The organism is Leclercia sp. EC_58, from assembly GCF_019584355.1.
Taxonomy (GTDB): Bacteria; Pseudomonadota; Gammaproteobacteria; order Enterobacterales; family Enterobacteriaceae; genus Enterobacter.
This window is the reverse complement of sequence record NZ_VDAM01000001.1, coordinates 392,776-419,774: the sequence shown is the minus strand read 5'-3', so window position 1 is coordinate 419,774 and position 26,999 is coordinate 392,776. Positions and strand designations below refer to the sequence as shown.

21 protein-coding genes, 1 tRNA gene and 6 pseudogenes are annotated in these 26,999 nt (G+C 53.4%); 10 read left to right on the top strand and 18 right to left on the bottom strand.

Features of this window, described 5'->3' with window-relative positions; genetic code table 11:
• Nucleotides 1–72: 72 nt before the first annotated feature.
• Nucleotides 73–1,135 (top strand): annotated as a pseudogene (locus FHC51_RS02050) (IS3-like element ISEc52 family transposase); the annotation flags it as partial.
• Here FHC51_RS02050 and FHC51_RS02045 read toward each other — a convergent pair.
• A pseudogene (locus tag FHC51_RS02045) lies at nucleotides 1,079–1,282 on the bottom strand (IS1 family transposase); the annotation flags it as partial. The pseudogenes FHC51_RS02050 and FHC51_RS02045 overlap by 57 nt on opposite strands.
• A 214-nt stretch (nucleotides 1,283–1,496) precedes the next feature.
• On the opposite strand from FHC51_RS02045, the gene FHC51_RS02040 reads away from it, so the two are divergent.
• Complete coding sequence (locus tag FHC51_RS02040; protein ID WP_220434804.1) at nucleotides 1,497–2,012, top strand: GNAT family N-acetyltransferase; 516 nt, start codon at nucleotides 1,497–1,499, stop codon at nucleotides 2,010–2,012.
• Between the two features lie 27 nt (nucleotides 2,013–2,039).
• Here the strand turns inward: FHC51_RS02040 and tsr are convergent, their stop codons facing one another.
• Together tsr and FHC51_RS02030 are read right to left on the bottom strand one after the other, a co-directional pair.
• Entirely contained in the window at nucleotides 2,040–3,707 is a 1,668-nt protein-coding gene (tsr, locus tag FHC51_RS02035) for a methyl-accepting chemotaxis protein (RefSeq protein WP_213705947.1), read from the bottom strand.
• Nucleotides 3,708–3,926: 219 nt separating this feature from the next.
• Nucleotides 3,927–4,058, bottom strand: a pseudogene (locus tag FHC51_RS02030) (oxidoreductase); the annotation flags it as partial.
• A gap of 64 nt (nucleotides 4,059–4,122) precedes the next feature.
• Between FHC51_RS02030 and FHC51_RS02025 the strand changes: the two are divergent.
• From FHC51_RS02025 to FHC51_RS02005, 5 genes and pseudogenes are all read left to right on the top strand, one after another.
• Nucleotides 4,123–5,270, top strand: a protein-coding gene (locus FHC51_RS02025) for an IS3 family transposase (RefSeq protein ID WP_094283415.1) whose coding sequence is annotated in 2 segments (ribosomal slippage) — nucleotides 4,123–4,360 and nucleotides 4,360–5,270 — 1,149 coding nt in all. Because the reading frame shifts where the segments join, the coding sequence is not laid out codon by codon here.
• A gap of 3 nt (nucleotides 5,271–5,273) precedes the next feature.
• Nucleotides 5,274–6,419: pseudogene (locus FHC51_RS02020) on the top strand (SAM-dependent DNA methyltransferase); the annotation flags it as partial.
• Nucleotides 6,419–7,744 (top strand): restriction endonuclease subunit S, encoded by a 1,326-nt coding sequence (locus FHC51_RS02015; protein ID WP_220434802.1) that lies wholly within the window; start codon nucleotides 6,419–6,421, stop codon nucleotides 7,742–7,744. The pseudogene FHC51_RS02020 and the gene FHC51_RS02015, both read left to right, overlap by 1 nt.
• Nucleotides 7,741–9,180 (top strand): annotated as a pseudogene (locus tag FHC51_RS02010) (DEAD/DEAH box helicase family protein); the annotation flags it as partial. The gene FHC51_RS02015 and the pseudogene FHC51_RS02010, both read left to right, overlap by 4 nt.
• Nucleotides 9,181–9,252: 72 nt before the next feature.
• A pseudogene (locus FHC51_RS02005) lies at nucleotides 9,253–9,877 on the top strand (transposase).
• A gap of 395 nt (nucleotides 9,878–10,272) precedes the next feature.
• Here the strand turns inward: FHC51_RS02005 and FHC51_RS02000 are convergent.
• The 5 genes from FHC51_RS02000 to FHC51_RS01980 all read right to left on the bottom strand — a co-directional run bounded on the left by FHC51_RS02000 (nucleotide 10,273) and on the right by FHC51_RS01980 (nucleotide 13,420).
• On the bottom strand, nucleotides 10,273–10,830 hold the full coding sequence (locus tag FHC51_RS02000) for a hypothetical protein (RefSeq protein WP_213705949.1): 558 nt from the start codon (nucleotides 10,828–10,830) through the stop codon (nucleotides 10,273–10,275).
• Between the two features lie 27 nt (nucleotides 10,831–10,857).
• Entirely contained in the window at nucleotides 10,858–11,973 is a 1,116-nt protein-coding gene (locus FHC51_RS01995; RefSeq protein WP_213705950.1) for an inovirus-type Gp2 protein, read from the bottom strand.
• Nucleotides 11,974–12,090: 117 nt separating this feature from the next.
• Nucleotides 12,091–12,312, bottom strand: a complete 222-nt coding sequence (locus tag FHC51_RS01990; RefSeq protein WP_225988644.1) for an AlpA family transcriptional regulator — start codon at nucleotides 12,310–12,312, stop codon at nucleotides 12,091–12,093.
• A gap of 108 nt (nucleotides 12,313–12,420) precedes the next feature.
• Nucleotides 12,421–13,227, bottom strand: a complete 807-nt coding sequence (locus tag FHC51_RS01985; protein WP_220434801.1) for a hypothetical protein — start codon at nucleotides 13,225–13,227, stop codon at nucleotides 12,421–12,423.
• 117 nt (nucleotides 13,228–13,344) lie between these two features.
• Nucleotides 13,345–13,420, bottom strand: a tRNA-Ile gene (locus tag FHC51_RS01980).
• 125 nt (nucleotides 13,421–13,545) lie between these two features.
• On the opposite strand from FHC51_RS01980, the gene mug reads away from it, so the two are divergent.
• Nucleotides 13,546–14,052: a G/U mismatch-specific DNA glycosylase gene (mug, locus tag FHC51_RS01975; RefSeq protein ID WP_220434800.1), complete on the top strand. Its 507-nt coding sequence runs from the start codon at nucleotides 13,546–13,548 to the stop codon at nucleotides 14,050–14,052.
• A gap of 61 nt (nucleotides 14,053–14,113) precedes the next feature.
• Here mug and rpoD read toward each other — a convergent pair whose 3' ends face one another.
• From rpoD to rpsU, 3 genes are all read right to left on the bottom strand, one after another.
• A complete protein-coding gene (gene rpoD / locus FHC51_RS01970) occupies nucleotides 14,114–16,003 on the bottom strand; it encodes an RNA polymerase sigma factor RpoD (protein WP_309236369.1) in 1,890 nt (629 codons plus the stop codon).
• 122 nt (nucleotides 16,004–16,125) lie between these two features.
• Nucleotides 16,126–17,871, bottom strand: coding sequence for a DNA primase (gene dnaG / locus FHC51_RS01965; RefSeq protein WP_103177014.1), 1,746 nt, complete (start codon nucleotides 17,869–17,871; stop codon nucleotides 16,126–16,128).
• A 116-nt stretch (nucleotides 17,872–17,987) separates the two neighbouring features.
• Nucleotides 17,988–18,203, bottom strand: a complete 216-nt coding sequence (rpsU, locus tag FHC51_RS01960) for a 30S ribosomal protein S21 (RefSeq protein WP_001144069.1) — start codon at nucleotides 18,201–18,203, stop codon at nucleotides 17,988–17,990.
• 237 nt (nucleotides 18,204–18,440) lie between these two features.
• On the opposite strand from rpsU, the gene tsaD reads away from it, so the two are divergent.
• Complete coding sequence (gene tsaD / locus FHC51_RS01955) at nucleotides 18,441–19,454, top strand: tRNA (adenosine(37)-N6)-threonylcarbamoyltransferase complex transferase subunit TsaD (protein WP_156239793.1); 1,014 nt, start codon at nucleotides 18,441–18,443, stop codon at nucleotides 19,452–19,454.
• Between the two features lie 19 nt (nucleotides 19,455–19,473).
• On the opposite strand, the gene FHC51_RS01950 is transcribed toward tsaD, so the two are convergent.
• Complete coding sequence (locus FHC51_RS01950) at nucleotides 19,474–20,151, bottom strand: response regulator transcription factor (protein WP_246842248.1); 678 nt, start codon at nucleotides 20,149–20,151, stop codon at nucleotides 19,474–19,476.
• Nucleotides 20,152–20,519: 368 nt separating this feature from the next.
• Here FHC51_RS01950 and FHC51_RS01945 point away from each other — a divergent pair, with 368 nt between their 5' ends.
• On the top strand, nucleotides 20,520–22,628 hold the full coding sequence (locus FHC51_RS01945) for a S8 family serine peptidase (RefSeq protein ID WP_220434798.1): 2,109 nt from the start codon (nucleotides 20,520–20,522) through the stop codon (nucleotides 22,626–22,628).
• A gap of 30 nt (nucleotides 22,629–22,658) precedes the next feature.
• Here the strand turns inward: FHC51_RS01945 and ureG are convergent, their stop codons facing one another.
• The 6 genes from ureG to FHC51_RS01915 are packed head-to-tail and all read right to left on the bottom strand — an operon-like array spanning nucleotide 22,659 to nucleotide 26,993.
• The gene (gene ureG / locus FHC51_RS01940; protein WP_103822897.1) at nucleotides 22,659–23,276 is read right to left on the bottom strand and encodes an urease accessory protein UreG; all 618 of its coding nucleotides are present in this window, start codon (nucleotides 23,274–23,276) and stop codon (nucleotides 22,659–22,661) included.
• Nucleotides 23,277–23,285: 9 nt separating this feature from the next.
• Entirely contained in the window at nucleotides 23,286–23,960 is a 675-nt protein-coding gene (locus tag FHC51_RS01935; RefSeq protein WP_220434797.1) for an urease accessory protein UreF, read from the bottom strand.
• Complete coding sequence (locus tag FHC51_RS01930; RefSeq protein ID WP_220434796.1) at nucleotides 23,960–24,499, bottom strand: HupE/UreJ family protein; 540 nt, start codon at nucleotides 24,497–24,499, stop codon at nucleotides 23,960–23,962. The genes FHC51_RS01935 and FHC51_RS01930 overlap by 1 nt, the downstream gene beginning before the upstream one ends.
• A 9-nt stretch (nucleotides 24,500–24,508) precedes the next feature.
• Nucleotides 24,509–24,973 carry an urease accessory protein UreE gene (gene ureE / locus FHC51_RS01925; RefSeq protein ID WP_220434795.1) on the bottom strand — a complete coding sequence of 155 codons (465 nt, stop codon included), beginning with the start codon at nucleotides 24,971–24,973 and terminating at the stop codon, nucleotides 24,509–24,511.
• A 9-nt stretch (nucleotides 24,974–24,982) separates the two neighbouring features.
• Complete coding sequence (gene ureC, locus FHC51_RS01920; protein ID WP_220434794.1) at nucleotides 24,983–26,686, bottom strand: urease subunit alpha; 1,704 nt, start codon at nucleotides 26,684–26,686, stop codon at nucleotides 24,983–24,985.
• A complete protein-coding gene (locus FHC51_RS01915; RefSeq protein ID WP_220434793.1) occupies nucleotides 26,679–26,993 on the bottom strand; it encodes an urease subunit beta in 315 nt (104 codons plus the stop codon). The genes ureC and FHC51_RS01915 overlap by 8 nt, the downstream gene beginning before the upstream one ends.
• Nucleotides 26,994–26,999: the final 6 nt, after the last annotated feature.

The window sequence follows — 26,999 nt, the reverse complement described above, 5'->3', positions numbered from 1 at the left end:
TGAAGTGGTTTACTGAATTTGGCCACCTGAACAGAGGTGATATGCTCACCTCAGAACAACACAGGTGCCATAATGAAAAAAAGAAATTTCAGCGCAGAGTTTAAACGCGAATCCGCTCAACTGGTCGTTGACCAGAATTACACCGTGGCAGATGCAGCCAGCGCTATGGATGTCGGCCTTTCCACAATGACGCGATGGGTGAAACAATTACGTGATGAGCGGCAGGGAAAAACACCAAAAGCCTCCCCCCGGAACAAATTGAAATCCGTGAGCTCAGGAAAAAGCTACAACGTACTGAAATGGAAAATGAAATATTAAAAAAGGCTACCGCGCTCTTGATGTCAGACTCCCTGAACAGTTCTCGATAATCGGGAAACTCAGGGCGCGTTATCCTGTGGCCACTCTCTGCCATGTGTTCGGGGTCCATCGCAGCAGCTACAAATACTGGAAAAACCGTCCTGAAAAGCCAGACGGCAGACGGGCTGTATTACGCAGCCAGGTACTTGAACTGCATGGCATCAGCCACGGCTCTGCCGGAGCAAGAAGCATCGCCACAATGGCAACCCAGAGAGGCTACCAGATGGGGCGCTGGCTTGCTGGCAGACTCATGAAAGAGCTGGGGCTGGTCAGTTGCCAGCAGCCGACTCACCGGTATAAGCGTGGCGGTCATGAGCACGTTGCTATCCCGAATCATCTTGAGCGACAGTTCGCCGTAACGGAACCAAATCAGGTGTGGTGCGGTGATGTGACCTATATCTGGACGGGTAAGCGCTGGGCGTACCTCGCCGTTGTTCTCGACCTGTTCGCAAGAAAACCAGTGGGCTGGGCCATGTCGTTCTCGCCGGACAGCAGGCTTACCATGAAAGCACTGGAAATGGCATGGGAAACCCGTGGTAAGCCCGTCGGGGTGATGTTCCACAGCGATCAAGGCAGTCATTATACGAGCAGGCAGTTCCGGCAGTTACTGTGGCGATACCGGATCAGGCAGAGTATGAGTCGGCGTGGAAACTGCTGGGATAACAGCCCAATGGAGCGCTTCTTCAGGAGTCTGAAGAACGAATGGGTGCCAGCGACGGGCTATGTAAGCTTCAGCGATGCAGCTCACGCAATAACGGACTATATCGTTGGATATTACCTGAGAGGCGGTGTAAGTGAACTGTAGTTGCCATGTTTTACGGCAATGAGAGCAGAGATAGCGCTGATGTCCGGCAGTGCTTTTGCCGTTACGCACCACGCCTTCAGTAGCGGAGAAGGAAGGACATCTGATGGAAATGGAAGCCACGCAAGCACCTTAAAATCACCATCATACACTAAATCAGTAAGTTGGCAGCATTACCCGTGCCCGCAGGGGTATTTGAAAAATATGCGCTGGGTATTACCCCTGGTCAGAAACGGCTGTTGAGCATTCGCAAAACGCCGGATAATGCGATGATTATCAGTAACTTTTATTCGCCAATTTTGGTTTGCGCCGGTTAACGACAGGCTATACTTGCCCCATGATAACTCTCGTTCGTCCGACCACTGCTGCGGATATCGCCGCACTTCCAGACATTGAACGCGCCGCCGGGCAATGCTTTCGGCAGATCCCCGAATTGAGCTGGCTCGCTCAAGGCCCCGTCATCTCTGCCCGTTGCCATCAGCATTATCTGCAGCAGGAAATGAGTTGGGTGGTAGAACACAGCGGTCAACCGCGTGGTTTTCTGTTAGCAGAAGCACAGGATTCGACGCTGTTTATTGTCGAGCTCTACGTGCATCAGGCGAGTCAGGGAATAGGGTTAGGTCGACGCCTTCTTAGCGATGTCGCGGTAGAGGCCAAAGCAAGGAGCTTCACGTCGCTCACGCTCACCACCTTTCGGGATGTACCCTGGAACGCGCCGTGGTATGCCCGAATGGGATTCGAAATGCTACCGGAAACGTCATTGAACGCTGCGCTACGGCAAAAGCTGGCACAAGAAGTGGCGCACGGCATGGCGTATGAATCACGCTGCGCCATGCGCCTGATGCTGAGCTAATGCGCCCTGACAGGGGCGCATGTCATATCAGAAGGTTTCCCAGTTTTCCCCAGTGTCGGTTGCCGCCGCTTTACGCAGCGTATCCGGCGCTGGCGCAGCGGCCACGCTGACCGGTTCGCGCGCAGTACTTGCCTGGCCCTGCTGGATGCGGAACACGGCCACCGCCTGCGTCAGTCGGCTAGCCTGCTCTTCCAGCGCCGCGGCGGCTGCCGCGGACTCTTCCACCAGCGAGGCGTTCTGTTGGGTGACACGGTCCATCTCCGATACCGCCAGGCCAACCTGGTCGATACCCCGGCTCTGCTCGTCAGATGCGGAAGCAATTTCGCCCATGATATCGGTTACGCGGGTCACCGCATTCACGATTTCATCCATGGTTTCGCCCGCGCTTTCTACCAGCGTGGAACCGAGGTCAACGCGGTTTACCGAGTCTTCAATCAGGCTCTTAATTTCCCGTGCCGCCTGGGCGCTGCGCTGCGCCAGGTTACGAACTTCACCGGCGACCACCGCAAAACCACGCCCCTGTTCACCGGCACGTGCGGCTTCCACCGCGGCGTTCAGCGCCAGAATGTTGGTCTGGAAGGCAATACCGTCAATCACGCTGATAATGTCGGAAATTTTCTGCGAACTGGCGGTGATATCACGCATGGTCTGCACCACGTTATCCACGACTTTACCGCCCTTCTGCGCGGTTTCCGATGCGCTCAGCGCCAGATGGCTCGCCTGACGGGCGTTTTCGGCGTTCTGCTTCACGGTCACCGTCAGCTCTTCCATACTCGCCGCCGTCTCTTCCAGAGAAGCCGCCTGCTGCTCGGTACGTGAAGAGAGATCGTTGTTACCCATCGCAATTTCACTCGCGCCGCTGTAAATCGCGTGAGCCCCCTGACGAACTTCGCCCACGGTGCGCGCCAGTTCACCCTGCATATGGCGCAGAGAGTGTGCCAGCTCGCCCATTTCGTTGTCGCTTTCCACGTCGATGCGTTTGACCAGGTCACCGCCCGCAATGTGGCGAATGCTGTCGATTAAACGATTCAGTGGTTCGATAAGCGTCTTGCGCACGCCCAGCCAGACGGAGATGATCACGGCCAGTACGGCGATCATCATGCTAAACAGGATCCACATGGCCTGCGTGTAGGAGGCATTGCTGTCGTTGACCGCCAGGTCGTACAGGCTGTCGTTCTGTTGCAGATAGTTGACGTACGCCTTCTCAAAGCCGTCCTGATAACCCTGAGTCGGTTGGTCGAAGAAGTCGTTGATTTTGCCTGCACCCAGCAGTTGGATAAGCTCGGACAGCGCGCCGTGGTAGATGTCGTAGTTACGTTTGATTTCCAGCGCCGCCGCTTCGCTCTGACGCGGGTCACGCGGCATCGCTTCGTACTCGGTCCAGCGTTTTTCCGCATCAGACAGTGATTTGGTGGCAATCTGCATCAACTCGGCAACGGTAGCGCCGCTGCCGATATTGTTCTGATCCATCATGTAACGGATCCCGGCACGGTTCAGGGTATTGTGGGTTTGCAGCAGAGCAACCCAGCTCCCGTTCAGCCAGGACTGCTGCTGACGCACAGTTTGCAGAATGGTGAAGTCCTCTTTGCCATGCTTCAAAGAGTTAAAGAACAGTCCCCCTGACGCCAGCTGTAACAGGCCAAACAACACCAAAACCAGCACGAGGCTGGTGACGATCTTTATACGTTTTAACATGTTTCTCTTTCCTCCGGACGAATAACGAGTTTTCGGCGGGAAAAGACAAAACTTTATAGAAATTGTGACTATTAATACGGGTAGCTGCGCGATTTTGCATCACCGAGCGTGCCTATTCCCCCTCACCCTAGCCCTCTCCCCATAGGGGAGAGGGAACCGATGAGTGCAGATTGACGGATCGCGTGGCCCGGCCAAGCGCAGCGCCGCCGGGGATGCTCGTTACCCGCGCAGCGCACAAATCTCGTCGTACAGGCCACGAGAAACATCCAGCCCATGCAGCTCACTTCGCTCGCGCGCCAGATAGCGCCGCTCGCCAGGCAGTCTCGCGCCCTGCGCCTGCATGCCGCTAAACTGAATCGCCACGGGTTTAACAGACACCTCAGAGTCATTTAAGATGACTTAAAGAGAGGTGCCCATGAGCGGTAAGCGTTATCCCGAAGAGTTTAAAATTGAAGCGGTAAAACAGGTTGTTGATCGCGGCCATTCTGTTTCCAGCGTGGCAACACGTCTCGGTATCACCACCCACAGTCTTTATGCCTGGATAAAGGCATATGGCCCGGATTCCTCAACCAATAAAGTCCAGTCAGACGCTCAGGCTGAGATCCGACGCCTCCAGAAAGAGCTGAAGCGGGTTACCGACGAACGGGACATATTAAAAAAAGCCGCGGCGTACTTCGCAAAGCTGTCCGACTGAGGTACGCCTTTATCCGTGACAACACCCATTGCTGGCCTGTCCGACTGCTTTGTCGGGTGCTGGATGTGCATCCGAGTGGTTTTTACGCCTGGCTTCAGCAGCCGGATTCACGGCGGCATCATGCTGACCTGAGACTGACGGGGCTGATAAAGCAGTTCTGGCTGGAGTCGGGTTGCGTTTATGGTTATCGCAAGATCCACCTCGACCTGCGGGATACCGGACAACAGTGCGGAGTTAACCGTGTCTGGCGACTGATGAAGCGTGCCGGGATAAGGGCTCAGGTCGGGTACCGTAGCCCACGGGCACGTAAGGGTGAAACCAGCATCGTGACGCCCAACAGGCTCCAGCGGCAGTTCAACCCGGAAGCACCGGATGAGCGTTGGGTAACGGACATCACCTACATCCGGACTCACGAAGGCTGGCTGTATCTGGCTGTGGTTGTTGACCTGTTCTCGCGCAAAGTTATTGGCTGGTCAATGCAGCCCCGGATGACAAAGGATATTGTCCTGAATGCACTTCTGATGGCCGTGTGGCGACGTAATCCTCAAAAGCAGGTGCTGGTTCATTCTGATCAAGGCAGTCAGTACACAAGCTATGAGTGGCAGTCGTTCCTGAAATCACACGGGCTGGAGGGCAGTATGAGCCGTCGCGGTAACTGTCATGACAACGCAGTCGCAGAAAGTTTTTTCCAGTTACTGAAACGTGAACGGATAAAGAAAAAGATCTACGGAACGCGAGAAGAAGCTCGCGGTGATATTTTTGATTACATCGAAATGTTTTATAACAGTAAGCGTCGGCATGGTTCGAGTGATCATATGCCACCAACTGAATACGAAAAACAATATTATCAGCGGCTCGGAAGTGTCTAGATTATCTGTGGCGATTCAAAAGCGCCTGAGCGTAAGGGCAAAGTACAGCTGATTGATGGCACTAATCTGTGTGGAAAAATGCGTAAATCACTGGGTTCCAAGCGTAACCTGATGGGCGAAGACGATATCAAGCTGGTCACCCAGACCTTCGGCGAGTTTGAAGCGGTGGATGCCACTTCTCTGGAAGAACTGGGTCTGCAAAAAGCCGCCGAGCAAAAATCCAGCCGTGGTCGCCAGCCTGCCACCGCTAAAACCGAAGCGCCGAAAACCTTCGCCAGTAAAATCTTTAACAGCACCGACTTTGGCTATCGCCGTCTGACCATTGAGCGCCCGCTGCGGTTATCTGCTCAGGTGACGGATGGGACGATTGCGACGCTGCGCTTTGCGTCGAAGCCGTTTAACGCGCCAATGGAACGTCTGTATGAAGAGTTCGCATCTCAGTGGCAGGAGGAAACCTACGGTGATTTCTCCGAACGGGAAGTCGAAGCGCGCGCCATCATCAAAGCCGAATTTGCCGAGCTGAAAGAGAAACAGATTAAAGACCTGCTCGACAGCAAACTGTGGCTGGCTCAGCGCGGGTTGATGGAAAAAGCACAGCAGATTCAGACCGCACTGGGTACGCAGGCGGGTGGCAAAACGCTGGTAAGCAATGACTTCAATCAGTTCCAGCTGACCCTGAAAGGAGCCATCAAAACGGCTGGCGTGAAGCTGGACGCGAAAGAGAACAAGCAGTTTATCGATGCCATCACCACCAAAAACCCGGATGCCGAGCCGGTAGTGAAGAAGGTATTGAAAGAAGCCGCCCAGCCGCTGTACGGTGCGTTTGAATACAAGGGCAAAGTGGTCGAGTTTGAACAAGACGGAGACCTGCGTGATAACGAAAACGTGCCGCTGAACCCGGCGGTGCCTACCAGCGACCTGATTGAAAATTACTTCAAAGCAGAAGTGCTGCCGCACGTGAATGACGCGTGGATCAACGCCGATAAACGTGATGCGAAAGATGGCGAGGTGGGGATTGTCGGTTACGAGATCCCGTTTAACCGCCATTTCTACGTCTATCAACCACCGCGCCTGCTCGAAGAGATTGATGCCGATCTGGATGCGGTCAGCGCCGAGATTATGAAGCTGCTGCAGGAGGTACATTCCTGATGGCTAAGTATAAGGAGTATCCGGAGTATAAGGATTCTGGGGTTGAGTGGTTGGGGGAGATTCCTGAAAGTTGGAGTGTTTCTCGTCTAAAGCATGTTGCGTCAATATATGGTCGTATTGGCTTTAGAGGTTATACGGTTGATGATATTGTTGGGGAAGGGGAAGGTGCTATCGTCTTAAGTCCTTCTAACATTGTTGATGAAAAATTTTCTTTAGAAAAGAAAACCTTTCTACGTTGGGAAAAATATTACGAATCACCTGAAATTATTGTTACGAAAAATGATATTTTACTCGTAAAAACTGGTTCGACGTATGGAAAATCTACAATCATAAAAGATTTTAGCGAGCCTATGACTATTAATCCTCAAATGGCATTAATAAAGGAAATCGCTGTCGAGCCTAGGTTTTTAGCATACTGGTTTAATACATCTTTAATAAAATCTAAAATAGGAATTGTAAATACTGGCAGTGGAATGCCAACAATGACTCAGGAAAATATTAATAATTTCCCTGTTCTTATACCACCCAATAATCTCGATGTATTTATCGCAGATTTCCTCGATCACGAAACCGCAAAAATCGATAACCTGATCGAGAAGCAACAGCAACTGATTGAACTGCTGAAAGAAAAACGTCAGGCAGTGATTAGTCATGCCGTCACCAAAGGGCTAAACCCCGATGTGCCGATGAAAGATTCTGGTGTGGAATGGTTGGGGGAAGTTCCCAAACATTGGAAGTGCGGGTATCTTCGTTGGTATATTTCTGTTTCAAGCGGTACATACTTAAATAATAAAGAGTTTGAAACCGATGAAAGTAATGATTGTATGAACCCAGTAATCGGGGGGAATGGTGTAATGGGTTTTACATCAAAAACTAATGATGGGAATTGTCTTGTTGTTGGGCGCGTTGGTGCTTTGTGCGGAAATGTCCATCAAATACGAAGGTCTTGTTGGGTAACAGATAATGCGTTAAAGATTATATATGGTTGTGATTTTGACGTTGATTATCTTGAAATGTATCTGAAAGTTTTAGACTTAAATAAGTTGGCAAATCATAATGCTCAACCTTTGATTACTGGCACTATGATAAAAGAACAAGTGGCTATTATACCTCCAATTGATGAGCAAAAAAACATTACGAAATTCATCCAATCAAAGGTTGGAAAAATCGACCTCTTAATTCTAAAAAGTTCTGAAGCTGTTGATAAAATAAAGGAGCGCCGCACCGCCCTGATTTCCGCCGCCGTGACTGGAAAAATCGACGTCCGCGATTGGGTTGCTCCTGACACGCAGGATATCGAGGCATCACAGGAGGCCACCGCATGAGCATGGACAGCACCAAAGAGCTGATTTTCCAGAATGAGATGATTGCTCAGATGGAAACAAAAGGCTGGGTTTGTGGCAAAGCTGAAGGCTACGATCGCGAACGTGCGCTGTACTCGCAGGATGCGCTGACCTTTGTGCAGACCACACAGCCGCAGGAGTGGGAGAAGTTTGCCAAAATTTACCCTACCGATACCGAACGTCATTTCCTCGATGCGCTGGTGGCGCAGCTGAAAAAAGCGGATATCAACGCCACCGATGTTTTGTCTCGCACTTACGGTACGCTCGGCGTGCTGCGTCATGGTATCAAAAGTCATAATGCGCGTTTCTCCCTGTGTCAGTTCAAGCCGGAACATAACCTCAACCCAGAAACCCTTGCGCGCTACAAACAGAATATCTGCCGCATCGTGCCGGAGCTGGTTTACAGCCAGCATGCGTCGAACGCCGCATTTGAAGAAACGGGCGTTAAGGCGAAGAAATGGCGTATCGACCTGGTGTTGTTCGTCAATGGCCTGCCGATAGCAACCCTCGAACTGAAGTCTGAATTTAAGCAGACGGTGCAAAACGCCATTACGCAATATAAGAAAACGCGTTTGCCAAAAGACTCAGGCACCAATAAACCCGAGCCGCTGCTGACCTTTAAACGTGGGGCGCTGGTGCACTTTGCCGTCAGCCAGTACGAAGTGTTTATGGCGACCAAACTTGAGGGCGATAAAACCTTCTTCCTGCCGTTTAACAAAGGCACCCATGACGGCGGCGCGGGGAATGATATCCCGGAAGATGCCAACGACTACGCCACCAGCTACCTGTGGAATGAGGTGCTGCTGCCGGACAATCTGCTGAAAATTCTCGCGAGCTTCGTGCATCTGCAAATCGTCGAAAAAGAAAACGCCATTGGCCTGAAGTACAAAAGCGAGAGCCTGATTTTCCCGCGCTATCACCAGTGGGATGTGGTGAACAAACTGATTACGGCCGCTACGGTGGAAGGGACTGGCAACAAATACCTGATTCAGCACAGTGCCGGGTCGGGCAAATCGAACTCTATCGCCTGGACAGCTCACCAGCTTTCCCGCCTGTACGATGAGCATGGCGAGAAGCAGTTCCACTCGGTGATAGTGGTGACGGACCGCACCGTGCTTGACGACCAACTGCAGGACACCATCTATCAGTTTGAGCATCAAGATGGCGTGGTCGGGCGTATCAATAATAAAGAGGGGGATGGTTCTAAATCGGAGAAGCTGGCGAGCGCGCTGGAAAACTCGCAGCCAATCATTATCGTTACCATTCAGACCTTCCCGTTTGTCCTGAAGGCGATTGAAAACAGCGTCAGCCTCAAGCAGCGTAAATACGCGGTCATTGCCGATGAAGCGCACTCCTCGCAGAGCGGTTCTACGGCGCGTCAGCTGAAAGAAGTGCTGATGACCGAAGAAGTAGATGACTGAAGTGGTTTACTGAATTTGGCCACCTGAATAGAGGTGATATGCTCATCTCAGAACAATACAGGCGTACCAATGAAACGAAGAAATTTTAGTCCTGAATTCAAACGCGAATCCGCTCAGCTGGTTGTCGAGCAAAACTACACCGTCTCTGATGCTGCAAAAGCTATTGATGTCGGTCTTTCCACGATGACGAAATGGGTCAAGCAGCTGCGCGAAGAGCGTCAGGGCAAAACACCAAAAGCCTCTCCGATAACACCAGAACAAATCGAAATACGTGAGCTGAAGAAAAAGTTACAACGTATTGAAATTAAAAAATAAATATTAAAAAAGCTACCGCGCTCTTGATGTCAGCCTCCCTGAACAGTTCTCGTTAATCGGGAAGCTCAGGGCGCGTTATCCAGTGGCCTCTCTCTGCCACGTGTTCGGGGTTCATCGCAGCAGCTACAAATACTGGCAAAACCGTCCTGAAAAACCAGACGGTAATAGCCTAATGGATCGCTTCTTCAGGAGCCTGAAGAACGAATGGGTTCCGGTGACGGGCTACGTAAGCTTCAGCGAAGCAGCTCACGCTATAACGGACTATATCGTTGGGTATTACAGCGCGCTCAGGCCGCATGAATATAACTGTGGGTTACCACCAAACGAATCGGAAAACCGATACTGGAAAAACTCTAACGCGGTGGCCAGTTTTAGTTGACCACTACAGTATTCAACTATGGGGTGAAGGATGACAACGACCCGGCAAACTACCAACAGAATGTTATGTTTGGACTCCTGATTAACTCAGTCAGTGTTATTCTTCAACAGTCAGCAGCCAAAGCAGCCATCTCAGGGCTGCAAGTATCATCATAGTGATCATTTGATCACTTTATTGATCGCCCGTAACGAGACAAACGAAATTTATTTCGTGTTTTTGAACACCGGTTTTTTTGTGGCGTTTACGTCACCTGATCAAAACATCAAAATGCTTACTAACCCAGACAGGGTAAGGCCTTACTCGTCGCTAGTATTCCACGAATGGGTGATCAGATATACCGGTTCAGGCAAAGCGAATGTGATCAGATATACGTGATCACATTTTGTGATCACGTCTCAAATTTTCTCCAGATACCAGCCCCATGGTTTGTTTTGAGCATTCAGCTGACATGAAACAAATTGCCAGCCAACGAGATAAAGGTCATTGTTCAAACGTCGGAATACCATTCTGTGGTTTGAGCTGGACATTCCGAGGTGTTCTGCTAATTGTTTGCTGGTTACGCCGGGATAGAGTGCTACAGCAAAAATATATGAGTGGTGGGGATGCCATGACATTTTTGTCAATAAATGCGCCACGGTATCAAGCGATCCCAAATCTTCAATATAAATTCTTCTGGAAAACCTATCGATATTCCACCGACTGCGTTGACCATTTCGTCTATTTTTCTTCACCACAGTGTTTGGATCATCGTGAAAAGAAGAAAATGCCAATGACTTAGCGACAAAATTCTTTTTTCGTGCTAATTGTTTTTTAAGCATTTTTCGACGCTCACAATATTTATATCTCCACCATTCATCCTCTGTTATACGTCGGTATGCTTTGTTCCCATATATACGGCGTATGTTTTTTTCGATAATACCCCAGTCATATTCATTATTACCCTCAGTATCCATTTACCTCTCCTGCTTTTTAGTAATTTGCTACAACCAAGCTTTCAATAACCACGGATTGATTAGACTCGCTGGGTAATTGCACAGGTAGCGGCCTGCGGTGCCTGGATTAAGGTAATACCAGTGGCAGTACTGCCTGACGCTGATATTGCAAGGCCAGTACTCTCGATAGTAGCGCTCAAAGTGACGCAGCCAATGGGGAGTCAGGCTTGAATGAATGCTACCGGGCAGTGTGGTTATTGAATCTTTTTTCTTGTGCGTATGCAGTCTCCGTAGTGCTCTTAAAAGAGCTTTACTGCGAAGTGCTTTTATATCCACTGGCGTCGTTACATACTTGAACAAGTCCTCTGGCGTTTCATATTCAATCTGCTCGCCTGAAAACTGGCTTTCCTTCTCTGCAAAAAGTGGATCCAGTTTGCCGGGTAAAGGGCAATGTTTCTGCGCAGGTACAGAAGCAGCAGGATTAATCTGCAATTGAGCTGGCTTGATACGTCTGGCTTTTTTCAGGCATGAGTAATGCTGAGTCCCGGAAAGGTCAATACCATCAGCGATATGTGTTTTTGAGTATCGCTTGGCAAAGTAGCTAACCCGTAGGAGCAATGCCGTTAGGGCTTCGGTATCGTCCCGGGTAACCAGATAGTACCCGTGCTTAGGTAACCAGACCCTACCGTCGGTAGCGTGCTTCCAATAGCACTTCACCAGCTGATTAATTTTGTGGGGATGGCGGACAACGTTGCCATCCATCATCAGAAGATAATGGTAATGCTGAGCGGGAGCCTTATTCTGCTCTCTGACCCAAAACACCCGCATGAAGCTTTTGGGATAGAGCTTCCTGAGGGCAGGAATTAACAGTTTATGGAAGGCAGTAATAACTCTATTGTCAGGACTGTATTGAGGCAAGTGAAAGTCATAGCGTATTGCCAGAAAGCGAGAACAACAGCGGTAAGTTTTATCAATGGCCCGGAACAGAGAATTCATGATTTTTATATTCTGCTGACTCTCCTCAGGCATAACTGGCCAGAGTACATTGTCAAAGAGAAACTCCCCACCAGCTTTGATGTCAGGGTAAGCAGAGCTCCGGGTAATATTATTAATTACCGCGCATTGAAGAATAGAATCTTTGCTGGCAGTTTTACTATTTATCATGGAGTTATATTAAAGTTCGATTCGTTGCGCTGTTATGATTTGATGAGCTTATTGTTTCAGCTGGTTACACCAACAGAGAAAAGAAAGGCTGGAAATTCCAGCCCTTTGATTCGATGGTTATTTCGCATTTTGCGCAAGCCAGCCTTCATACAAACTGGCAGGCCAGCCGAGGGTTTTACCGCCACGCATTAGGGGTTGAGGAAAGTTTCCGGACTTTACCCAACGATACAGGGTTGTACGGCTGCAACCGAGAAGCTCAAGCATTGCACTGATGCGAATCAGACGTTGGGGCTGATGAAGGGCGATAACCTTATCAGACATGGTTGGTTTATTTTTCAAACTGCTGACTCCCAATGAAGTGTATTGAAACCATTGAGATTTAATCAGACTCAGAGTGAGTTTACCTCCGTACCTTGTGAAAGGTCCTATAGTACCTTGCGTAACTTATTATTTATCAACGTTTTTTCTTTTTTGTTTTTTCGCTGCTCTAAGACTTTCAATGTCCTGAGTCGGACGTTCAAAAAGATTCAATGCAAAACCAAGCAGCTCACTTACCGCCTGGCGAGACATAGGTAAGCTCCCTGTGGAGGGCCAAAAATTTATAGCGTGTTTCTCGAGGGTATCAATAAGGTCTGTAACCGTTGGGACAACAGTTTTTTGGCTGCTTTTTTGGTTTTGCTGAATAAGCGCAAGAACTGCAATTAGTAACTCCTCTCGCTTAATTGCATAGTTTTCCCCCTTTAGTGGAGGAGAGGGTTTGTTCTCTCGTTCAGTCAGGAGGGCGAAATATTTTTCTTTATAATCTGGTTCATCTTCATACGTGTCGAGAAGTTCGAACTCAAGGAGTGGCGCGAGCTCTTTACGTAAGAAGCCATGCGTATGAAGTGATTCCTTTGACAGAGATGATTCAGTGATCCCAGACAGAAACTGGGAAAAATGTATGGCAGTCCTGGAATTCACCACCTCCTCAAATGTCAGTTTTTCTTGTTTGTCTCTTTGGTAAGATAATGTGCAAGCTTTAGCATGGTTTAATAACTCAACATCAGTGATTGACTCCTTGCCAAGTACAAAGAATCTTAAATCATGTTGATCTGTAAGAAGCTTTACGAGCGATGAGGCGATATCCGCATATGGGGAATGTGGGTAGCAATGTTTGGCCGAACGCAAAATATGATACAGGCTGACGCAGTCATCTGGTTCCGGATACTTTTTTCGTTTCTTTGCTGCAACCGCCAGCATGTCTGAAAAATTCATACCGATTTCAATTCTCGATTGGTAGTGGCGGTGAAGTAACGTCACCCATTACATCACCCAGATTGCTAAAAAACAAAAAGGGCTTAGTCAGTTTCCTGTCTAAGCCCTTGTTTTGTTTGGTGGCCCCTGCTGGACTTGAACCAGCGACCAAGCGATTATGAGTCGCCTGCTCTAACCACTGAGCTAAGGGGCCATGGCGGAAGATTATAAAGTAACTCCTCGCCGTAATCCAGCTATACCCACCCGCCTGCTGTTTTTATAAACAATGCCTTTTCAATCTCTTATACTTTTAGGGTGTTCTATTCATCGGGAGTAAAAATGATCAGCGATATCCTGGCGCCAGGCCTGCGGGTGGTGTTCTGCGGCATCAATCCGGGCAAGTCTTCCGCCCATACTGGTTTTCACTTTGCCCATCCCGGTAATCGCTTCTGGAAAGTGATCTACCAGGCCGGGTTTACCGATAAGTTACTCAAGCCGGAAGAGGAGCAGCAGCTGCTGGATACCCGCTGCGGCATCACCATGCTGGTGGAGCGGCCCACTGTGCAGGCGAGTGAGGTGAACCTGCATGAGCTGCGCAGCGGCGGGCGCGAGTTAATTAAGAAGATTGAGGACTATCAGCCCGCGGCGCTGGCGGTCCTCGGCAAGCAGGCGTATGAGCAGGCTTTTAGCCAGCGTGGGGTGCAGTGGGGAAAGCAGAAAATTACCATCGGCGTAACGCAGGTGTGGGTCCTGCCCAATCCGAGTGGTTTAAACCGGGCAACGCTGGAGAAGCTAGTGGAGGCGTACCGGGAGCTGGACGAGGCGCTGGTGGTGCGGGGGCTTTAGGCTCTGAAGCGTCAGCCATAAAAAAAGCTCCCCGTAGGGAGCTTTTTTACATCAGGACGAATTAGTCGTCCAGGAAGCTACGCAGCACTTCAGAGCGGCTCGGGTGGCGCAGTTTACGCAGCGCCTTCGCTTCGATCTGACGGATACGTTCGCGGGTAACGTCAAACTGTTTACCCACCTCTTCCAGCGTGTGGTCGGTGTTCATATCGATACCGAAACGCATACGCAGGACTTTCGCTTCACGGGCGGTCAGGCCAGCCAGTACGTCGTGGGTGGCGGCACGCAGGCTCTCGGTGGTGGCAGAGTCCAGCGGCAGCTCGAGGGTGGTATCCTCGATGAAATCACCCAGATGCGAATCTTCATCATCACCGATTGGTGTTTCCATGGAGATTGGCTCTTTAGCGATTTTCAGCACCTTACGGATCTTGTCTTCCGGCATCAGCATGCGCTCGGCCAGCTCTTCTGGCGTCGGCTCGCGGCCCATTTCCTGCAGCATCTGGCGAGAGATACGGTTGAGCTTGTTGATGGTCTCAATCATATGCACCGGAATACGGATGGTGCGCGCCTGATCCGCGATAGAGCGGGTGATCGCCTGACGGATCCACCAGGTTGCGTAGGTGGAGAACTTATAACCACGACGGTATTCGAACTTATCAACCGCTTTCATCAGACCGATGTTGCCTTCCTGAATCAGATCCAGGAACTGCAGCCCGCGGTTGGTGTACTTCTTGGCGATAGAGATAACCAGACGCAAGTTCGCTTCAACCATCTCTTTCTTCGCACGGCGGGCTTTCGCTTCACCGATGGACATACGACGGTTGATGTCTTTTACCTGCTCAATGGTCAGGCCGGTCTCTTCTTCAATCTGCTGCAGCTTCTGCAGGCCACGATGTACCTCTTCAGCCACGTCACGCAGTTTTTCAGACCACGGCTTGTTCATCGCGATAGCGGCGTTGAACCAGGTCTCGCTGGTTTCGTTACCGGTGAAGAGGGTGATGAAGTTCTTCTTCGGCATTTTGCACTGTTCAACGCATACCTTCATGATGATGCGTTCCTGGGTACGTACGCGATCCATCATCACGCGCATGCTGTTTACCAGGTAATCGAACTGTTTTGGCACCAGACGGAACTGTTTGAACACTTCAGACAGCTTCAGGATCTCTTCCTGAGCGGAAGCGTGGCTGCGGCCTTTCGCTTTGATCGTGTCGCGGGTAACGACATACTGCGCGCGCAGTTCAGCGAACTTCTCGCGAGCCAGTTCAGGGTCGATGCTGTTGTCGTCATCGCTGCTGTCGTCATCGCCATCTTCGTCGTCTTCGTCTTCGTCATCATCCATCTCTTCCTGAGAGAGTTCAGAACCGACGTGCGTCGCCGTTGGGGCCATGTCTTCTTCTGCGTTCGGATCGACAAAACCGGTGATCAGATCGGACAGGCGGGCTTCTTCTGCCTCAACGCGATCGTACTGCTCAAGCAGATAGGTGATCGCTTCCGGGTATTCGGCAACGGAACACTGAACCTGGTTGATCCCGTCTTCGATACGTTTAGCGATGTCAATTTCGCCTTCGCGGGTCAACAGTTCAACGGTACCCATTTCGCGCATATACATGCGAACCGGGTCGGTGGTGCGGCCGATTTCAGATTCAACGCTCGACAGAACCTGTGCAGCAGCTTCCTCTGCATCTTCGTCGGTGTTGTTTGAGTTTTCAGCAAGTAACAGATCATCGGCATCAGGGGCTTCTTCCATCACCTGAATACCCATGTCGTTGATCATTTGGATGATGTCTTCGATCTGATCGGAGTCGACGATATCTTCCGGCAGATGGTCATTGACCTCGGCATAGGTCAGATAGCCTTGCTCCTTACCACGTTGGACAAGAAGTTTCAGCTGTGACTGCGGGTTTTGCTCCATAAGACGGTATCCACACTTATTCGTTTGATTGGTGTCGGCGATACGGCTGCCAACCTTTAAAGCGAGGGCGTACTTGTATTTTTGCCGCTGCCTCTCAGTGCGGCTGTCGGGATCTACCCGATCGATATTCGGCACTTAAGCCGTTAAATACTTTTGTCTTTCTGTTATTTCTTTGCCAGCTCCTGGCTAATCATCCAGAGCTCCCGGCGTTCTTCGCTGCTTAAACCGTGTGTGCGCTCGCGAGCTATCAACTCTTCCTGGCGCAGTTCAAGCATCGAATCAAACATATGGTTGAGCGAGTCGGTGAAGGTCTCTTCAGCAATCTCTTTATCTGCTATATCGTCCCACATCGACAGTTTTTCAAGGGTTGCGGACGCTTTTGTTCCGCGATAGTGCTCTAAAAGTTGTCCGGTGGTCAGACCTGGCTGTGACAAACAAGTGTTGACCAGTTCTGCAAATAAGCCAAGTCCGGGCAGCTTTTCGTGGTCTAAACCCGCCAGAGAAGGCACGCGTGGGGCCAGCTCCGGGTTTTGCACCAACAGTCCTATCAGTATACGCATGGTTGTGCGTTTTAGCTGAGGCGCGGGGCGAACCGCTCCGCTTTCAGCCAGTTTTGGCATTAAACGTTCAAGCTGGCTGTCATCCAGAATGCCTAGTTTCTTGCCCAGCTCCTGGCGCAGATAGATGCGCAACGTTTCGCCCGGCACCTGAGTAATCAGCGGTAACGCCAGCGTGCTCAGCTGGGCACGGCCATCCGGGGTGCTCAAATCCACCTGCGGCATCAGGCTGTTAAACAGAAACGTGGAGAGCGGCTGAGCCTGCTCCATCCGCGCCTCGAATGCCGCTTTACCCTCTTTACGCACCAGCGTATCCGGGTCTTCGCCGTCGGGCAGGAACATAAAGCGCAACTGGCGCCCGTCGGTCATATAAGGCAGCGCCGTTTCCAGCGCGCGCCAGGCGGCTTCGCGTCCGGCCCGGTCACCGTCGTAACAGCAGACGACCGTGTTGGTCACCCGAAACAGCAGCTGGATATGGTCGGCAGTGGTAGAGGTACCCAACGACGCCACGGCATAGTTAATGTCGAACTGCGCCAGCGCCACCACATCCATATAGCCTTCGACCACCAGCAGCCGCTGCGGTTCAGCGTTATTCTGCTGGGCTTCATACAGGCCATACAGCTGGCGGCCTTTATGGAAAATATCGGTTTCCGGGGAGTTGAGGTATTTCGGCAGGGCATCGCCCAGCACGCGGCCACCAAAACCAATTACCCGGCCACGCTTGTCGCGAATGGGGAACATCACCCGCTCGCGGAAGCGGTCATAGCTACGTCCCTGGTCGTTGGTGACCAGCATGCCCGCGTCGATGAGTGATTTACGATCTTCGCTATTGCCGCCAAAACGCTTTAACACGTTATCCCAGCCGGGAGGGGCGTAACCAATAGCGAAACGCGCAATGACATCGTCGCTCAGTCCGCGCTTGTTCAGATACTGACGCGCAGGCTCAGCAGCAGGTTGCTTGAGAGACTGTTGGTAAAACGAATTCAGGCCATCCATCAGCTGATACAGCGTTTGTCGTTGATGACGCTCTATCTGGCTGGGGCCACTGCCTGCTTCATAAGGCACTTCAAGATTGTGCATGGCAGCCAGCTCTTCGACGGTTTCAACGAACTCGAGCTTGTCGTAGTTCATCAAAAAGTCGACGGCGTTGCCGTGCGCACCACAGCCGAAGCAGTGGTAGAACTGCTTTTCACCGTTTACGGTGAAAGAGGGGGTTTTTTCGTTATGGAATGGACAGCACGCGTGATAGTTCTTGCCCTGCTTCTTCAGCTTTACCCGCGCGTCGATGAGATCGACAATGTCGGTTCTTGCCAGCAGATCGTTGATAAATACGCGTGGAATTCGTCCAGCCATAGGCCCCAGAAATTTTTAGGAACTCATAAACGAAAACAAGCCGCGCATTCCTTCCGGAAGCACGGCCTTACGACTACTACTCTGTCTGACAACTGAGGACGTGCGTCCTCAATAGATTAGTACAGACGAGTACGGCGTGCGTTTTCGCGAGCCAGTTTCTTCGCGTGACGTTTCACAGCAGAAGCTTTAGCGCGCTTACGTTCGGTCGTTGGTTTTTCATAGAACTCACGACGACGAACTTCAGCCAGAACACCTGCTTTCTCGCATGAACGCTTGAAGCGACGCAGTGCTACGTCGAACGGCTCGTTTTCACGTACTTTAATTACCGGCATGTAACTCTCACCTTTATAAATTCGGTTTGCCGCTGGCATCAACACCAGCTTATTTCAAAATGGTGCGGAATTTTACTGCAATTGCTGCTGCTTTGTAAAGCACCGCGGCCGTTTTTGAAAGGGGACTTTTATAAGGGTGAGGAGTATACACGAAGTGAACTCCAGGGGTGAGGAAAGTTTTACATCAACCCGCCCAGGCTCTACACTGCGCGGTATCTGAGTGAGGTAAAACAAGTCATGCGTGTACTGGGTATTGAAACATCCTGCGATGAAACCGGCATCGCGATCTACGACGATGAAAAAGGGCTCGTCGCCAACCAATTGTATAGTCAGGTAAAATTGCATGCCGACTACGGTGGCGTTGTGCCGGAACTGGCCTCCCGCGACCATGTGCGTAAAACGGTGCCCCTGATCCAGGCGGCGCTGAAAGAGGCTGGCTTTACGGCAAAAGATATTGACGCTGTGGCCTACACGGCGGGTCCAGGCTTGGTCGGAGCGCTGCTGGTCGGCGCCACTGTCGGGCGTTCGCTGGCGTTCGCGTGGGATGTACCGGCAATCCCGGTTCATCATATGGAAGGGCACCTGCTGGCGCCGATGCTGGAAGAGAATCCCCCTGAATTTCCGTTTGTGGCGCTGCTGGTTTCCGGCGGTCATACGCAATTGATCAGCGTCACCGGTATTGGTCAGTACGAACTGCTGGGCGAGTCCATTGACGATGCGGCGGGTGAAGCGTTCGACAAAACCGCCAAGCTGCTGGGGCTCGATTACCCTGGCGGCCCGATGCTGTCGAAAATGGCCTCGCAGGGTACCGAAGGGCGCTTTGTCTTCCCGCGCCCGATGACCGACCGTCCGGGTCTGGACTTCAGCTTCTCCGGCCTGAAGACCTTTGCCGCCAATACCATCCGGAATAATGATGACGACGATCAGACCCGCGCCGACATCGCCCGTGCCTTTGAAGATGCGGTAGTAGATACCTTAATGATCAAGTGCAAACGCGCGCTGGATCAGACCGGCTTTAAGCGCCTGGTGATGGCGGGCGGCGTCAGCGCCAACCGTACGCTGCGCGCAAAGCTCGCGGAGATGATGCAAAAACGCCGCGGTGAAGTCTTCTATGCCCGCCCGGAATTTTGTACCGATAACGGGGCGATGATCGCCTATGCCGGTATGGTGCGTCTGAAATCGAACGCCACGGCGGACCTGAGCGTCTCCGTGCGCCCGCGCTGGCCACTGGCCGAACTGCCCGCCGCCTGATCGCTCCCCGGCCCGGATGTCACAGGGTAATATCGAACATCCGGGTACGGGCCAGCAGACAATAGAGCTGACAGTCATTTTTGACTCCCAGCTTCTCCATCGCCCGGATCTTATGTGCGCTCACGGTCTTAATGCTCAGGTGCATTCGCCGCGACACATCCGTCAGGTTTCCACTTTTACAGAGTAAACGCAGTACATCCATCTCTCTGGGAGAGAGCGCCTCTGAGGGCAGTTTTTCCGCCGGAAACAGCGTTTTCATTAATGCCGGTTCGACATAAACTTCGTCGTTCAGCACGCCGGTAAGTGCATCGCGGAAGGTCTTCTCGCTCATATTGTGACTCACGTACCCCTTTACCCCCGTCTCGATCGCCAGCCGGATCAGTTGGGGATTTTTGTAGCGGGTAAGCAGGATCACTTTTATCGTGGGATAGCGCTGGCTCAGACCTTTTACCAGCGCCAGCCCTTCCATGCGACTCAAGGGATCGGCGCTTTGCGTGCCGCTCAGCGTATAGCCCAGCAACAGAATATCAGGGAGCTGCTGCGCCAGCTGTTTCAGCAGTTCGGATGTGGTCTGCGTTTCATCGGCCAGCGTAAACGCCATACCGTCGCTGGCGCTGTTCATGTCGTTGAGCATCGCGCGAACCCCTCGTCGAATCAGGGGATGTTCATCGGCGAGCGTTATTTTTACTTGCATCATACTCCTCCAGCATTGCACGCTGAAGCGATGACGCCAGCGTATAAGGTGGTCAATTTTACCGCGGCGTAAATATTAGTAATTATGCTTTGAAAGATATTTTTAATATTAAAAATGCCTTGCGCTGGCGTTTCTGCTATTCTCTTCGCCTTTATTTTTGCGCTTTTTAACGCCGCCGTAGATTAATTTGGATATTTTTATCCGCGGTAATGATTGACATATCCCCTATAATTTATTTTTCCCGCGGATGTATACGTGAGGGAATTTTCTTATTTATCCGAAGAGCGCTCTTATTGGCAGGCTGATGATTTTCTTTCATTGTGAATAAAGGAATTTCACATTAATAAATGTCATTAAGGAACGTTGGCAAAATGAAAAAAACAGTTTTATCGTTATTAATATGTGCGATAGTTTCCGGTTCCGCTCTGGCCGAAACCGTACCGCAAGCGATGCTGGCAGAAGAGGGAATGGTATACGACTCCATTGTGATTAAGCTGAAGCCTTCTTCAGAGACGGCAGCTCACCCGGTCATCAACCTGAGCGACCCTTCTCTGGTTGCCACAGCCATGTACCCTGTCGATAAAAGCGATGAAAAAGCGGCTGCCGAAATGGAGGCGCTGAATAAACGCTATGGCTTCGACCGTTATTTGCGTATTACCTTACCGGGCAACAAGACCCAGGACAAGAACTACATCAACAGTATTATTAATGAGCTGGAACACAATCAGAATATTGAATCCGTTTATCCTGAGTCGCTTCCTGTTTTGTTAGATGATGCGCAGGCGGAGGCAGCTGCCAGACCGAAATTAAAATCTTCGGTGAACAATACTCTCGGTGCGGCAGCTATTCCGGATTACCGTCATTTCCAGGATTATTTAAAAGCGCCCAATGAAAGACGTACGGGCTATTATATGGGTGGGGTTAACCGCGACAGTGTTAACCTGTATAAAGGCAGCGATGGGGAAGGGATCACGATTGTCTCTTCCGAAAACTGTGCCTGGAACCCCAATCACCTGAACTTACCGCCTATCGCTTTTAGCGAGGGGCTCACCAGCGATACCTGCAAAGAGCGGGAACACAACACGGCTTCTGTTGGTATTCTGGCCGGGCAGGATATTGGCACCGGTATCCGCGGCCTGAGCTGGAAAAGTAAACTCGCCTATGCCGGCTGGCCGTCGTCCAACCTCTTTAACATGATCCCGAAACTGAAAGCCGGGGACGTGGTGTCGCTGAACATGCAGTCTTACGGCGGTGAAGCCGGGGGCGGGGTGTGCAAAAAAGATTGCTTTGTGCCAGTGGAAAACATGCAGGGCTATTTTGACGTTATCAAAGCGCTTACCGATAAAGGCGTCTTTGTGGTGAGCTCCGCCGGTAACGGCAACATCAACCTGGACCTGCCGGGCTTCAACGGCAAGTGGGACACTCACGTGCGGGATTCCGGGGCGATTATCGTCGGTGCCTTCTGTGCGAAAACCGGGATGAAAGCTGGCTTCAGTACCTACGGTAAGCGCGTAACCAGCGCCTCCTGGGGTTGTAACGATGTCTTCACCACCGGATATGGCTCGTACAACAGTACGCCAAATGCCAACTACACCAATACCTTCGGCGGAACCTCATCCTCTACGCCGATTGTCGCCGGGGTGGTGGCCAGCCTGTCGGGGATCGCCAAAGCCCATGGTATTACCGTGACGCCGCTGCAGATGCGTCAGATCCTGCAGGAGACAGGAACGCCAGCCAAGAGCGATACCGTGCCTATCATCGGTACTCAGCCGGATATGGCGCGTGCCGTGGCGAAAATTCTGGCGCTGAAGAACGGTGGCGAAACCCTGCCCGCTCCGACAGCAGCAGCAGGCGCGGACTACAGCATGGAATCTCCTACCACAGGCGTGAAAACCTATCCGCTGGACGGCAGCAAGAGCCTGAATGCAAAATCGTATAACTGGAGCGTGACCAAAGGGGCCGGGACCTTCTTTGTGCAGCAGAACCTGAATGGCACCCTGAGCAGCAGCGTTAACAGCGCCCATGCCTATGCGGTGATCCCGGCGAATACCGAGGGTGATGCGGTCTTTACGCTGACCACTACCGGCGCGGATGGCCGCACGGCGCAGGACAGCATGACCATCAAGGTCAGCAAACCGGCGGTTCCGGCTCAGGATACGACACCTGCGAAGGACGAAACTCCGGCTCAGGACACGACACCTTCGAAGGATGAAACTCCGGCTCAGGACACCACACCAGCGAAGGACGAAACTCCGGCTCAGGACACCACGCCTGCGAAAGATGAAACCCCGGCTAAAGAGACCGTGCCGGCCTACAACCCAAAAATTGCCTATCCAGTGAAGTGCACGAAGGTGTCTCACAACGGTAAGATTTGGTTTAACCAGTGGTATGTCAACCCGGGCCAGGAAGAGCCGGGCAAAGGCTTCAGTACCTGGGGCGCCTGGCGCGAGCAGGGATCCAAGTACAACACCTGTAAATGATCGGCAAGCCTGGCGAAAGCCAGGCTTTTTTTATACCTTCAGCATGCCTTTCTCTTCCAGGAAGCGAATAATTGTCGCCAGCCCGTCACCCGCTTTCAGGTTGGTAAAGGTCCACGGACGCTCGCCGCGCATGCGGTTGGTGTCGCGCTCCATCACCTCCAGCGAGGCTCCCACGTAAGGGGCGAGATCGGTTTTGTTGATCACCAGAAAATCGGATTTAGTGATCCCCGGCCCGCCTTTGCGCGGGATCTTCTCCCCTTCCGCCACGTCGATCACGTAGATCGTCAGATCCGCCAGCTCCGGGCTGAAGGTGGCGCTCAGGTTGTCGCCGCCGCTCTCGACAAAGATCAGATCCAGGTTGCCGAACTTCTCGCTCAGGGCTTCTACCGCCGCCAGGTTCATCGAGGCATCTTCACGAATGGCGGTGTGCGGGCAGCCGCCGGTCTCCACCCCCACAATGCGCTCCGGCTCCAGGGCGCCCGCCTCGGTGAGAATGCGCTGATCCTCTTTGGTGTAGATATCGTTCGTCACCACCGCGAGGTGATAGGTGTCGCGCATCGCTTTACACAGCGCTTCCAGCAGGGCGGTTTTACCCGACCCCACCGGGCCGCCCACGCCCACGCGCAGGGGGTGTTTGTACTCAGACATAGAGACTCCTCAGGAACGGAATAATCGTGAATATTGGGTTTCGTGACGCGCCGAGGCGATGGCGGAGAGCGGCGTAGCAGCCCCCAGCTGGTCATCGCGGCGCAGAAGCGCCTGCTCCAGCCCGTCGGTAAAGCGATCGCAGAGTTCAATGATCAACAGCTGGGCCGCCTGCTGCCCAAAGGGCACCAGCTTGACGCCCGCCATTACCGCGCTTTCGATCCAGCTGTAGCCAAGGCTCAGCGCCATCTCGCGGAGATCGATCCCCCAGCGCACACCGAGCCACGCCATACCGCACAGCTGGCTTTGCGGGAACAGCGCCAGCCAGTCAGCTGGGCAATCCGCCTCCCAGCTTTTGATCAGCCGGGTAAACGCCGCCCCGCGGTTGCGCTCCTCTTCCCGCAGCTCGCGGGTCTCCCGGCAGGCCAGCAGGTACGCTGTCCAGTGCGCGGCGCTCGCCAGATCCTGCTGTTCGCAGGCGCGGTAGAGGCGGGAAAAGAGCGGCAGATCGACGCAGAAAAAGCCTTGCTCCATCTGCTGACACTGCCAGGCTTTGAATGCTGCCGGGGTAGTGACCCAGCCCGCTTCCACCGCCCACTCCAGCCCCTGCGACCAGGTAAACGACCCCACTGGCAGGCTGCTGCTGGCGAGCTGCATCAGGCGCAACCACTGGCGGGAGGGCTCCATCAGCTCATCAGCGCCAGCAGGGCAGAGACGATAAGCCCGCCGCCGAAGGTTTTACGCAGCCCGTCGTGACGGCGCAGCAGCATACCGGCGGCAAAGCTGATGCACAGCACCGCGGCGCTGGCGAGCATAAAGCCGCTGGTGAACAGCCAGAAGCTGTGACCTGCCATCTCCACCCCGTGCGCCCAGCCGTGGAACATCGCCAGCGCGGGCACCGCCAGCAGCAGGCGGTTTTCGGTTTTGAACATCATCACGCCACACACCGCCAGCGAGGCGATGATCAGCATTTCCATGCCGCTAAAGCCCCCCAGCAGGCTGCCCGCAATCGCCCCGGTGAGCATCATGCCGAGAGTGGCAAAGGGCATCAGCAGCCTGCGACCGCTCAGAGCGGCGAGCACGCCTGCGCCGGTCAACATCAGGAGATGATCAAGCCCGGTCAGGGGATGGAAAAAGCCCGCCTGAAAACTGTCGCTGCCGTGTCCCGGATGGGCAAGCGCGGGCAGGGAGAATGCCAGCAGTAGCAGGGGTAAGAACTTACGCATGATTAATCCTTAATGTGAATGAGCGTGAGAGTGTGAATGGGAGTGACCTTCGCTGGCGTAGGCACCCGCTTCCGGTTCAAAGGGCAGGCTGGCGAAAGTCACCTCGAGATCGAACAGGTGCAGCATCTCGTCCAGCACGTGATCGTGGTGATAGCGCAGCTCGCCGGGCAGAATTTGCAGCGGCACGTGACGGTTGCCCAGGTGATAGCAGGCGCGGGCCAGCAGGAAGGGATCGGCGCAGCGCACCACCGACAGCGGCTCGGGGGCGGCAATGACCTCCACCACTTCACGCCCATCGTCGCTGGTGAGCAGGTCGCCGCCGCGCAGCAGCAGGCCGCGCGGCAGGATCAACCCGGCATCGCGCCCGTCGTCCAGCACCACGCGGGCGCGGCTCTTTACCCGCACATCAATGGGCAGCGTGACGTGTGCGGTAACGGGATGGGGATGATCAAGGCGTTGGGTTAAGGTGATCATGAGTCCTCCTCAGAACAGGAAATAGCGTTGCGCCATCGGCAGAACCTCTGCCGGCGCGCTGGTAATCAGTTCCCCGTCAATGCGCACCTCATAGGTTTGCGCATCGACGGTAATGTTGGGCTGCAGGCCGTTGTGGATCATGTCGGCTTTTTTCACCGTCCGGCAGCCTGTGACCACCGCGGTGGCGCTCTGCAGGTTCAGCTGCTGCGCGATGCCGTTATCGGCAGCGGCCTGCGAGAGAAACGTCAGGCGGGTGGCGTGGCGGGCGGCGCCCAGCGCGCCAAACATGGGCCTGTAGTGCACCGGCTGCGGGGTGGGGATCGAGGCGTTAATGTCCCCCATCGGCGCGCAGGCGATCATCCCGCCTTTGACGATGGTGGCTGGCTTGACGCCAAAGAAGGCCGGGGACCAGACCACCAGATCCGCCAGTTTTCCGGCCTCAATCGACCCGACCTCATGGGCGATGCCGTGGGTCAGCGCCGGGTTGATGGTGTACTTGGCGATATAGCGCTTCACCCGCAGGTTATCGTTATCGCCCGACTCCTCCGCCAGCGGGCCGCGCTGCACCTTCATGCGGTGCGCCACCTGCCAGGTGCGGATAATCACTTCTCCCACCCGGCCCATCGCCTGCGAATCGGACGAGGTGAGCGAGAAGGCGCCAATGTCGTGCAGCACATCTTCGGCGGCGATGGTCTCCCGGCGAATGCGTGATTCGGCAAAGGCCACATCCTCGGCGATATCAGGATCGAGATGGTGGCAGACCATCAGCATGTCCAGATGCTCGTCGATGGTATTCACCGTATAGGGCAGGGTCGGGTTGGTAGAGGAGGGCAAAATGTTAGGGTGTGCGCAGGCGGTGATGATATCCGGCGCATGGCCGCCGCCCGCCCCTTCGGTGTGGAAGGTGTGGATGGTACGCCCGGCGATGGCCGCCAGGGTGTCCTCGACAAACCCGCCCTCGTTAAGGGTGTCGCTGTGCAGCGCCACCTGGATATCCATCTCGTCCGCCACCGTCAGGGCGCAGTCGATCGCCGTAGGGGTGGAACCCCAGTCCTCATGAATTTTCAGGCCAATCGCACCCGCGGCAACCTGCTCGCGCAGGGCGTCCGGGTTTGAGCCGTTGCCTTTACCCAGCAGGCCGACATTCACCGGCAGCGTGTCGACTGCCTGCAACATGCGGGCGATATACCACGGTCCCGGCGTGCAGGTGGTGGCGTTGGTGCCTGCGGCAGGGCCGGTACCGCCGCCAATCATGGTGGTGACGCCGGAGACCAGCGCCTCTTCCGCCTGCTGGGGGCAGATCCAGTGGATATGGGTATCGACCCCGCCTGCGGTGACAATCTTCCCTTCGGCGGCGATCACTTCGGTGGCGGCGCCAATCGGGATCGTTACGCCGGGCTGAATGTCCGGGTTGCCCGCTTTGCCGATGGCGAAGATCCTGCCCTCCTTCACGCCGATATCGGCTTTGACGATCCCCCAGTGATCGACGATCAGCGCATTGGTCAGCACCAGATCCACGCAGTCCTGCGCCATCATCTGCCCCTGGCCCATGCCGTCGCGGATCACTTTTCCGCCGCCGAATTTGACCTCTTCACCGTAGATGGTCAGATCGTTTTCCACCTCGATCCACAGCTCGGTATCGGCGAGACGGACTTTATCCCCGGTGGTGGGGCCGAACATGTCGGCATACGCCTGACGTGAAATCTCAGCCATGATCCACCTCGCCCATCACCTCGCCACGAAAGCCGACGATGCGCTGTGCGCCTGCCACAGCCACCAGCGTGACGGCGCGCTTTTGTCCGGGTTCAAAGCGTACGGCGGTGCCGGCGGCAATGTTCAGCCGGTAGCCTCGGGTCGCCTCACGATCGAACTTGAGCGCCGGGTTCACCTCAAAAAAGTGGTAGTGCGATCCGACCTGGATCGGGCGGTCGCCGTGGTTCTCGACGATCACCGTCCGGGTATCGCGATCCGCGTTAATGACGATCTGGCCGGGTTGTATCTGGTATTCGCCTGGGATCATGTTGCC

Excerpts from the sequence above, each read along its gene's own strand:
- FHC51_RS02040 (WP_220434804.1), top strand. The coding sequence starts at position 1,497 with ATGATAACTCTCGTTCGTCCGACCACTGCTGCGGATATCGCCGCACTT.
- tsr (WP_213705947.1), bottom strand. The coding sequence starts at position 3,707 with ATGTTAAAACGTATAAAGATCGTCACCAGCCTCGTGCTGGTTTTGGTG.
- FHC51_RS02015 (WP_220434802.1), top strand. The coding sequence starts at position 6,419 with ATGGCTAAGTATAAGGAGTATCCGGAGTATAAGGATTCTGGGGTTGAG.
- FHC51_RS02000 (WP_213705949.1), bottom strand. The coding sequence starts at position 10,830 with ATGGATACTGAGGGTAATAATGAATATGACTGGGGTATTATCGAAAAA.
- FHC51_RS01995 (WP_213705950.1), bottom strand. The coding sequence starts at position 11,973 with ATGATAAATAGTAAAACTGCCAGCAAAGATTCTATTCTTCAATGCGCG.
- FHC51_RS01985 (WP_220434801.1), bottom strand. The coding sequence starts at position 13,227 with ATGAATTTTTCAGACATGCTGGCGGTTGCAGCAAAGAAACGAAAAAAG.
- mug (WP_220434800.1), top strand. The coding sequence starts at position 13,546 with ATGATCAGCGATATCCTGGCGCCAGGCCTGCGGGTGGTGTTCTGCGGC.
- dnaG (WP_103177014.1), bottom strand. The coding sequence starts at position 17,871 with ATGGCTGGACGAATTCCACGCGTATTTATCAACGATCTGCTGGCAAGA.
- rpsU (WP_001144069.1), bottom strand. The coding sequence starts at position 18,203 with ATGCCGGTAATTAAAGTACGTGAAAACGAGCCGTTCGACGTAGCACTG.
- tsaD (WP_156239793.1), top strand. The coding sequence starts at position 18,441 with ATGCGTGTACTGGGTATTGAAACATCCTGCGATGAAACCGGCATCGCG.
- FHC51_RS01950 (WP_246842248.1), bottom strand. The coding sequence starts at position 20,151 with ATGATGCAAGTAAAAATAACGCTCGCCGATGAACATCCCCTGATTCGA.
- FHC51_RS01945 (WP_220434798.1), top strand. The coding sequence starts at position 20,520 with ATGAAAAAAACAGTTTTATCGTTATTAATATGTGCGATAGTTTCCGGT.
- ureG (WP_103822897.1), bottom strand. The coding sequence starts at position 23,276 with ATGTCTGAGTACAAACACCCCCTGCGCGTGGGCGTGGGCGGCCCGGTG.
- FHC51_RS01935 (WP_220434797.1), bottom strand. The coding sequence starts at position 23,960 with ATGGAGCCCTCCCGCCAGTGGTTGCGCCTGATGCAGCTCGCCAGCAGC.
- FHC51_RS01930 (WP_220434796.1), bottom strand. The coding sequence starts at position 24,499 with ATGCGTAAGTTCTTACCCCTGCTACTGCTGGCATTCTCCCTGCCCGCG.
- ureE (WP_220434795.1), bottom strand. The coding sequence starts at position 24,973 with ATGATCACCTTAACCCAACGCCTTGATCATCCCCATCCCGTTACCGCA.
- ureC (WP_220434794.1), bottom strand. The coding sequence starts at position 26,686 with ATGGCTGAGATTTCACGTCAGGCGTATGCCGACATGTTCGGCCCCACC.
- FHC51_RS01915 (WP_220434793.1), bottom strand. The coding sequence starts at position 26,993 with ATGATCCCAGGCGAATACCAGATACAACCCGGCCAGATCGTCATTAAC.